Origin of the sequence: Vibrio sp. OPT41, assembly GCF_015163595.1 — a bacterium.
Lineage (GTDB): Bacteria > Pseudomonadota > Gammaproteobacteria > Enterobacterales > Vibrionaceae > Vibrio > Vibrio alginolyticus.
Genome location: NZ_JADDYH010000052.1, coordinates 1 through 205, shown reverse-complemented (window position 1 = coordinate 205; position 205 = coordinate 1). Strand labels below are relative to the sequence as shown.

Below are 205 nucleotides of genomic sequence, written 5' to 3'. Positions count from 1 at the left end.
TTGTAGCACGTGTGTAGCCCTACTCGTAAGGGCCATGATGACTTGACGTCGTCCCCACCTTCCTCCGGTTTATCACCGGCAGTCTCCCTGGAGTTCCCACCCGAAGTGCTGGCAAACAAGGATAAGGGTTGCGCTCGTTGCGGGACTTAACCCAACATTTCACAACACGAGCTGACGACAGCCATGCAGCACCTGTCTCAGAGTT

General features: G+C 55.1%; 1 rRNA gene. It reads right to left on the bottom strand.

The annotated features are described in order from the left end of the window. Positions 1 to 205 (bottom strand): 16S ribosomal RNA (locus tag IQP38_RS18400); the annotation flags it as partial.